Source organism: Streptosporangium sp. NPDC049644 (assembly GCF_040675205.1).
In the GTDB taxonomy this organism is placed as follows: Bacteria; Actinomycetota; Actinomycetes; order Streptosporangiales; family Streptosporangiaceae; genus Streptosporangium; species Streptosporangium fukuiense.
This window is the reverse complement of the sequence record NZ_JBFAOJ010000035.1, coordinates 69,624-78,127: the sequence shown is the minus strand read 5'-3', so window position 1 is coordinate 78,127 and position 8,504 is coordinate 69,624. Positions and strand designations below refer to the sequence as shown.

Below are 8,504 nucleotides of genomic sequence, written 5' to 3'. Positions count from 1 at the left end.
TGCCAATAAATAAATCCGGACAGGTCAATACTTCTTCGGAACGCCACCAGGCGGGATCTCGTCGGGGAGCGGCGAACGAGTTGGCGGCCTCACCTCGCGGCGGTCAGCAGCCCCTGGCCGCGAAGGCCAGGAACTGGGTGACCTCCTGCTCGCTGAAGTTGTCGTCGGAACCGATCACCAGCGTGCACTCGCCGTTGCGCAGGCGCGGTCCCCAGGCGAGGCTCTCCAGGTTCTGCACCGGTGTCCGCACCGTGCTGAGGTCGGAGACCAGGCGCTTGGAGACCGGGCGGTACGGGCGGCCGGTCGACAGGCTGTCCCTGCTCAGCACGTTCGTGGCACCGCGCAGGTCGATCTCGTACAGCTTGACCTTGTAGTTGACGCCCTCGATCCAGGAGCGTTCGAGGGCGAGGTAGCGGTAGTCGTCGATCGCCAGGATCTCCGAGACGCCGCTGTCGGACTGGCCGGTCGGCGGGATCGGCGCCGCCGGCAGCGGGTCGATCGGGTAGACGTACTGCCCGCGCGGCCTGCCGTCGCGGCTCCACACCGTGATGCGGGCCGGGGCGCCCTTGGTGGCGGTCGGCGGCTCGCCGTCCTCGTACCTGGGTCCCTCGGTGACCGCCGTGACGGTGCGCGCCGTGGAGGTCAGGCCCTCGAAGCCGAAGTTGCGCCGGGGGCCGCTGTCGGTGGTGGTCATCTTCATGTTGCGGGGGGTCGTCAGCTCTCCGAGGTGGCGGCCCCGGGTGTTGGTCCAGCGGACGAACAGGTCGGAGACAGGGATCTCGGGATGCGTCGCGTCCGGCCGGTCGCCCTCGTGGCCCCAGAGCAGCCGGTTGCTCCACCTGTCGTAGCGGATCGTCTCGGGATCGGCGGACCCGGCCCGGCCGTAGGCGGGATAGGGGGTCCCGTCGGGCCGCCGCAGGGTGGTGACCCCGGTGAGGTTCACCCCGGTGAAGGCTCCGGTGACCGGGTTGATGTCAAAGCGGCCGGTGTAGAAGCGGGCCGGGTTGTAGCGCCACCGGTCGTCGGAGATGAGATACCAGGTGCCGGTACGCGGGTCACGGTCGATGCCGGAGATGCCGCCGACCGTGGTCCCCCGGAACCGCATCTTGTTCGGCAGGCGCTGCTCACCGAGGAAACGGGTGATCCGGACCCCCCTCGTGGGCGCCGCGGCCTCCGACCGGGCGTCCGCCGTCGACCGTCGGGCGTCCGCCGTCGACGCCTGCGCGCCGACGGCCCCGAGGCTGACCGCCGTCGCGATCGCGGCCGTGATCGCCGCGATTCTTCGCGAATTGGCCATATGACTCTCCTCATCCCAGAAAAGATCCCGAAGGACTGGCGGGAATATGAGATCGCGGATTGCTGAAAATATCCACGAGAATCAGCACTTGAATGCTCATTGGCCGCTCAATGACAAGGAAGAATCAGCCATTTTTCCTGCATTTTCGGTTTTGAAGTCAAGGATTACGACAATGCACTTGAAAGCACGCGAGAAGGGCATCTCATCACCGTCGATCAGGATGACCCGCCATCCGCCGGACACGGGTTCGGGGGCGCGCGCACGGCGGGAGTACGCTCGAAGGGACACCGACAACCTCGCCGGGTCTATTCCACATCGGACGGCGAACCATGGCGGACATCGAACCCACGTGCGAACTACACCTGCGGATATTCGGCCAGCCTCATGACCTGATGCTGCGCCTGCACGGCCACGAGCCCACCGAGGACGACGTGGCGGGCTGGATGCGGGCCGGCTCCGTGATCAGGCTCCAGGTCACCGAGACGGCGGGCCGGGTCCCGCACACCATGCTGGTGAACTTCAGCAGCGTGGTCTTTGCCTGGATCTGCCCTTACCAGTCCGGCCGGGGGATGAATCCGTGAAGCCGGACCGCCGCCTTCAGGCCTCACACAGGTTCGGACAGACGCGATGATGACCGACTAATTAAGCATCTATCGCGATATATACGGGAATGGGCTCCCAATACCGCTAAAATGGCGCAGAGTCCGCGATCCATTCCGGTGCCGAGCCCCGATGAGGACGACCCTCGGCGCCGGATTCCCACCCATCCGCCGCCGTGACCGCCGGTGGCGGCTTTCACCGTCCGGAGCGACCGGCGCCCCGGCCCACGACCGGGCCCACGACCGGGCCGATGACCGGAAGGCGAGGCGACCGGCCCGCACAGGTGGCTCTCTCGGCACCCGCCCGTCCGCGCGATGCGGGCTCGCGACTCCGCCTCGCCGAGGGCGATGCGCCCGATTCGTTGACAAAATAAAATTTTACGTACAGGATCGATTTTGCGATGAGGGATGTCCTGTATCTGGAGCAGATCGATCAGGCCGAGGCGCTGCTCAAGCCGCAGCGTATCGAGGTGCTGCGGCGGCTCGCCGAGCCGCGCTCGTGCACCGAGGTGGCGGCCCTGCTCGACCAGACCCCGCAGCGGGTCTACTACCACGTGAAACGCCTGGCGGAGGCGGGCCTGGTGACCCAGGTGTCCGAGCGCAGGGTGCGCGGCATCCACGAGGGCGTCTACCAGGCGAGCGCCCGCTCCTACTGGCTCTCGCCCCGTCTCGTCGGCCGGATAGGCCTACGCGGGACCCGGGACGAGCTGGGCCTGGGCTACCTGCTCGACCTCATGGAGGAGGTCCAGGCCGATATCGGCGCGCTGGACAGGACCGCGCCCGAGCTGCCGTCCGTCGGCGTGTCCGGCGAGATCCGGGTGCCGCCGGAACGGCGCCAGGAGTTCCTGAACGACCTCCAGTCCACCCTGCAGGACCTTTTCACCCGCTACGGCGGCACCGAAGGTGACGCTTTCAAGCTCGCCGTGGCCTGCTACCCCAAGGGAGAATCCCGTGAGTGAGCCGATGAGGCTGAACGCACGCGTGGCCGCACCGCTCAAGGCCGTCCACCACGCCCTGACCGACCCGGCCGAGCTACGCATCTGGCTGGCCGAGCACGCCGAGGTCGAACTGCCGCAACGGTACGAGTTCTGGGGACGCCACACCCCCGAGGGCCACGTGCCCCACCAGCGCCCGCTGCACGTCGACGACCACACGCTGCGCCTGTCGTGGCTGCTCGACGGCGAGGAGACGACGGTCGAGATCCGGCTGGAGGAGGAGAGCGCGGAGTCGACCATCCTGTCGCTCTCCCAGACCCATTTCGACTTTCGGGAGGCGATCTCCGGCAACGGCGGCGCCCTGGGCATGCTGCAGACGTTCTGGTGCCTGTCGATCGCGAACCTGGTCGACCACCTGGAGGGCCGCGAGCTCACCCCGAAGTGCGACTTCACCTCCCCGCGCATGCGGGAGCGGTTACTCATCGGCGCCTCGCCCCAGGAGGTGTACGACTCGCTCGTCGACTCGGAGAAGTTCAGCCGGTGGTTCGGCTACCGGATTGACATCGAGCCGTATGTCGGCGGGCGCTTCGCCATGGGTGGCTTCGAGGCAGACAGCTCACCTGCGAAGGTCGTCGAGGCGGAGCCCGGGCGCAGGTTCTCCCTGGAGTGGCCGGGTCTCGGCGTCACCACCTGGGAGCTGGAGGGCTCGGACGGCGCGACGCGGCTCACCTTCATGCAGAGCGGCTTCGACGAGGGCAACCCCCCGTACGCCGGGTGGATGGGCTGGCTCAGCGGCGTCGCCGAGCTGCGCCGCTTCCACGAGCTGAGCGACTGGCAGCCGATCTGGTGCGATTTCGAGCCCCCCACCCTGCCCGAGGAGACCACCGCGACCAGGTGACCGCGCACCACCCGCCCTCAGGCGCGAATACCGGCGGGAGCCGGTTTCAGCCGGATGTCGGAGAACTCGGCTCCGCGTGTATCACCGGCGGGCGGCGCGCCTCATATCGCTGTGAGAAACCCACGGTCCCCCTGGCCGTTCACGGCCAGAGCTGAGGAGCTTGATCTCGTACGGCGAAACCTCTCCGCCGGCCGCCGGGGGATCGTCGTGACCGGTGCGGCGGGCAGCGGCCGGAGCCGCCTGACCGCCGAGGCCGTACCCGAGGCGATGCGTGACTCGGTGCTCGTCGTGGACGACGCCCATCTGCTCGACGACGCCTCGGCCGCGCTCGTCCACGAGCTGGCACTCGGCGGGCGCACCCGCCTGCTCGTCACGGTCAGGGAGGGCGAGCCCGCGCCGGAGGGCGTCTCCAGGCTCTGGACGGAGAACCTGCTGCCGCGCCTGACACTGGCCCCCCTGACGGAGCGCGCCTGCGCCGAACTGCTGGCGCGGGCGGTGGACGGCTACGTGGACGCCCTCACCGTCCGGCGCCTGTACCGGGCGAGCCACGGCGACCTGCGGCTGCTGCGCGAGCTGGTCGTCGCCGTGCACGCCGGCGGAGACCTGAGCCACGTGTCGGGCACCTGGACCTGGCGGGGCACGCCGCCGATCACCGCGCGCGTCCGGGAACTGGTGGAGGAGACGATCCGCGACCTCGACACCGAGGAGCGGGACGCGCTGGAGCTCATCGCGGCCGGCGAGCCATCGGGCGCGGGTGCGCCGAGCGCGGGTGCGGATGTGCCGGGTGCCCTCGTGGCCCCCGCCGTCCTCGAACGCCTGCGGGCGAGGGGGCTCGTCACCGTGGACGACCGGCTCGTCCACCCGCTGCACGGCCCGGTGCTGCGGGCCGCGGCGGCGGAGCCCTCCCACTCGGGCGGGCCTTCCGGCGGGCGAAGGGCCCCGCGGGCCTCCGCGCTGGCGGCCGAGTGCGAGGAACTGGCCGCACGCGCGTACGCGGGGCGGCTCGCGGAGATACCCCGGGGCATCGGCGAGCGGATGGCCGAGGACGACACCGGCTGGGACGAGCCCGCGATGCCGGAGTTCTGCGCGCGGCGCGCCCGCGTCGCCCGGCTCCGCGGGGAGACCCGCGAGGCCATGGCCTGGAGCCGCGAGGGACTGCGCCGCTCTCCCCACCACCACGCCTGCCTGGCCGAACTCGCCCACGCCGCCGCCTACGTCGGCGACCTGACGACGGCCTGGCAGGCCCTCTCGCGCGGTCCCGCCCCCGCCGGGGAGGCCCGGACGCGCCCGTGGCCGGTGACCGGCGCACGGCCTCCGGCGCCCGCGGAGAACACCCGGTCGCCCGCGCCCGGCACGGACACCCGGCGGCGGGCACCCGCCGGGGGCACCCGGTCGCAGGCGCCCGCCCAGGACCGCCGGCCGTGGGCATCCGCCGCCGTACCGGCACGGACCTGGGCGCTCGCCGCCGAGGGGGACCTCGACGGCGCCCTGCGGTCCGCGCTCGGCCTCGCCGGAGACGGCCTGTTCGGAGACGACCTGTTCGCCCTGCACGACGTGGTGCGACTCGGCTCCCCCGAGCTGGTCGCCGACCGGCTCGGGGAACTGGCCGACCGTGCGGAGGGGGACCTCGCTCCCCTGCTGGCGCGGCACGCCCGCGCGCTGGCCCGGCGCGACGGGGACGCCCTGGACAAGGTGGCGCGGGGGCTCGCCGACCTCGGCCTGATGCTCCACGCCGCGGAGGCGTCCGCGCACGCCGCCCTCGTCCACCCCGACCGGCGCGCCTCGCAGGCGTCCAGGGACCGGGCCTCGGCGCTGGCGGGCGCCTGCCAGGGGGCGCGCAGCTCCGCGCTGGTCAACCTCGCGCTGCCGAGGCTGACCGCCCGCCAGCGGCAGATCGTCAGCCTCGCCGCGGCGGGCCTGACCAACCGGCAGATCGCCGAGCAGCTCACGGTGTCGATCCGCACGGTCGCCAACCACCTGTGCGACGCCTACGCGCGGCTCGGCAGCAGCGACCGCGCCGGCCTGGAAGGGCTCTTCACCGTCGGCCGGCGCGGCGACCGGGCGGGCGGGCACCGATGAGACGATCCGGCCGCGCGGGTCAGGCCGCTCCGATGGCGGAGAAGGACCAGCCCGTCGCACGGTGGAGCGCGTCGCCGGGCATCGACGACCTGGCGTCGCGCAGGGCCTCGGCCATGCTCAGACCGCGTCGCAGCCCCTCGTGCAGGGCGAGCATCAGCGGCACCACGGCCTCGTCGTCGACCGGCACCGAGCTCGCCACGATCCCGGCCGTGCCCAGCGGCAGCAGCGCCGTGGCGAGGCCGAGCAGCTCGTTCGCGCCGACCGGCTGCAGCCTGCCGGAGTCGCAGCTGGACAGGAGGATCCGGTACGGGGCGCTGCGGAGCCGTTCGAGGTCGTGCACGGTGAGCGGGCCGTCGTCCATCCCCAGGGAGGAGAACATCGGGCTGTCGGAGCGGAAGGTGCCGTGCGCGGCGATGTGCGCGAGCCTGCTGCCGTCCAGCGCCGCGAGCACGGCCGAGGTGACCGCGGTGCCGTTCTCCAGCACCGTCGCCTCGCCGTACCCGGCGGCCAGGGGCGGGATCTCGGCACCGCCCGTCGCCAGCCCCGGGCCTCTGACCAGCACGACCCGATCCCGTGACGGCGGCGGCTCGATCCGCCGGGCGCGGAGCCAGGCGCTCGCCGACGGCGACACGCTCAGCACCCGCGTCTCCAGCGCGGGCAGCAGCGCCCAGGGCACGCCGTGCAGCCTGCCCGGCGGTACGACGACCACCGGCCCTTCCCCGAGGTGGCGCACCGCGGGGCCGAGCAGCGACTCCTGGAGGCGGCGCCCGCCGGCTTCGAGGATGGGCAGCCTGGCCGCGGAGCCCCCGTACGCGATCCTGCTGAGGCCCGCGCGGGCGTGGTCGGCGTCGATCGCCGCGTCGGCCAGCCGTCCTGCGGCGAACCTGCGCACCCGGCCGCGGCCGCAGAGCAGGACGTGCAGGTCGCCGTCGACGGCGACGATCTCGATCAGCCACCCGTCACCGAGCTCGTCGAGCAGCAGGTCCACGTCGAAGCGGTGCCCGTCGGTGCCGCCCGCACCGCGCATCCGGAGCGTCCGGTCGCGGATCCCCTTCTCCAGCCGCCGCTGCTCGCGCTCCAGCGCGGGGGCGGGGCCGCCTTTCTGCCTCGCCGCCTCGATCCGGCTGCTGATCTCCCGGAAGGCCGTCACGTCGCGCAGCAGCTCGGGATCGTCCGGCGGCCGGGTGGGCGGGACCGCCAGCGCCGTGGCGCGCCAGCGCTCGCTCCAGCCGAGGAACCGGCGGGGGCTCCCTCCGGCGAGGGTCGCCCGCTGCGCGAGCAGGGCCAGCTCCGCCCCCTGCGCGGTGGCCCGCGCCCGCAGTTCCGAGGCGCCCAGCGTCATCCGGTACTCGTCCAGCAGGTCGAGCCCCCGTCGGCAGGCGTCCAGCACGCCGCGGGTCCGCCCCGCCGCCGCCGCCCGCAGTGCCTGCGCCACCCAGCCGTCCACCCGGGCGAAGGCGGGACCGCGTGCCCTGCCCCTGGCCGCGGCGGCCAGGTGCCGTTCGGCCTCGGCGTCGGCGCCGAGGGCGAGGGCGGTGCGACCGGCCAGCAACGACGCCTGGACCGCCTCGGGGGCGCGCAGCTCCGCCAGCCGCAGCGCGACCGCGGCGGCGTCGCGTACCGAACGGCCGGAGATCTCGCCCGCCGCGAACCTGGCCTGGACCAGCACCAGCCGGGCGTGGGCCTGCCACCAGTCGCGGCGCTGACTGGAGAAGAGCCGGACGGCCATGCCCGCGCGGACGATCGCCGCGTGCGGCTCGCCCACCGCGATCGCGGCCCGCGCGGCGATCAGGAGGAGTTCGGCGCCGCGGGTCGTCTGCCCTCCCGTACGGTTCAGCAGCTCCGTAGCGGCGTCGGCCTCCTCCAGCGCCTCGCGCGCCAGCCCCGCCGCCAGGAGCACCCCGCACCGCCGGATGTGCAGCACGAACATGGGCGTGCCGAGTGCCCGGTAACGGCTCGCCGCCTCGTCGAAGTGGTGCAGCGCCGCGGGAAGGTCGCCGGACCTGAACGCCGCCAGCCCCCTGCTCTCCACCGCGTCGGCCTTGTCGTGCTCCTGGTCGGTGGTGTCCCACAGCCGCTCGGCGGCGACGAAGTCGGCCTCGGCCCGTTCCACGGCTCCCATGGCCAGGTGGACCGTGGCCCTGAGGGTGAGCGCGCGGGCGGTCCAGATCGTGTCCTGTGCCCGGCGCAGGGCGGGGATGGCCCGGCGCAGGTCGTCGAGCGCCTCCCGGTGCCCGCCGAGGACCCACCAGGTGTAGCCGCGCCGGAACAGCGCGCGGGCGCCGGTGAGCCCACTGCCCCGCTCGACCGCCGTCTCCAGCGCCGCCATCCCCTGCCGGGTACGGCCCGCGTGGACGAGGGCGGCCCCCAGGGTCGACAGCACGTCCGTCTCGCGGTCCGCGGAACCGGACCTGGCCGCCAGGGCGCGGGCCCGCCGGAGATGGCCGATCGCCGTCGTGAGGTCACCGAAGTCGCGCTGCCAGATGCCGATCACCTGGTGGGCGACGGAGGCGTCATGAGAGGAGGGGGCGCCCGCCAGCACGGCCCGCGCTCCGGCCAGCGCGTCGGCGGGACGGGCGAACACCAGGGGCAACAGGTCGAGAGCGTCTCCCGCGGAAGGCGGGATCCGCGGGCTTCCCCCGGTCACGGATCGATGTTAGACGTGATGTGTTCGGAGCGTCCATGCCGCTGTGCTC

General features: G+C 72.9%; 6 protein-coding genes. 4 read left to right on the top strand and 2 right to left on the bottom strand.

Annotated features, from left to right (window positions below; all coding sequences use genetic code 11):
- Positions 1–103: 103 nt before the first annotated feature.
- Positions 104–1,297: an esterase-like activity of phytase family protein gene (locus AB0J58_RS21015; RefSeq protein ID WP_364217943.1), complete on the bottom strand. Its 1,194-nt coding sequence runs from the start codon at positions 1,295–1,297 to the stop codon at positions 104–106.
- A 329-nt stretch (positions 1,298–1,626) separates the two neighbouring features.
- On the opposite strand from AB0J58_RS21015, the gene AB0J58_RS21010 reads away from it, so the two are divergent.
- The 4 genes from AB0J58_RS21010 to AB0J58_RS20995 all read left to right on the top strand — a co-directional run bounded on the left by AB0J58_RS21010 (position 1,627) and on the right by AB0J58_RS20995 (position 5,808).
- Positions 1,627–1,878, top strand: coding sequence for a hypothetical protein (locus tag AB0J58_RS21010; RefSeq protein ID WP_343965794.1), 252 nt, complete (start codon positions 1,627–1,629; stop codon positions 1,876–1,878).
- Positions 1,879–2,297: 419 nt separating this feature from the next.
- Complete coding sequence (locus AB0J58_RS21005) at positions 2,298–2,855, top strand: helix-turn-helix domain-containing protein (RefSeq protein WP_364217941.1); 558 nt, start codon at positions 2,298–2,300, stop codon at positions 2,853–2,855.
- Positions 2,848–3,729 carry an SRPBCC domain-containing protein gene (locus AB0J58_RS21000; RefSeq protein ID WP_364217939.1) on the top strand — a complete coding sequence of 294 codons (882 nt, stop codon included), beginning with the start codon at positions 2,848–2,850 and terminating at the stop codon, positions 3,727–3,729. The genes AB0J58_RS21005 and AB0J58_RS21000 overlap by 8 nt, the downstream gene beginning before the upstream one ends.
- Positions 3,730–3,840: 111 nt before the next feature.
- Entirely contained in the window at positions 3,841–5,808 is a 1,968-nt protein-coding gene (locus AB0J58_RS20995) for a LuxR C-terminal-related transcriptional regulator (RefSeq protein WP_364217937.1), read from the top strand.
- 19 nt (positions 5,809–5,827) lie between these two features.
- Here AB0J58_RS20995 and AB0J58_RS20990 read toward each other — a convergent pair whose 3' ends face one another.
- Positions 5,828–8,455 (bottom strand): CHAT domain-containing tetratricopeptide repeat protein, encoded by a 2,628-nt coding sequence (locus tag AB0J58_RS20990; protein ID WP_364217935.1) that lies wholly within the window; start codon positions 8,453–8,455, stop codon positions 5,828–5,830.
- Positions 8,456–8,504: the final 49 nt, after the last annotated feature.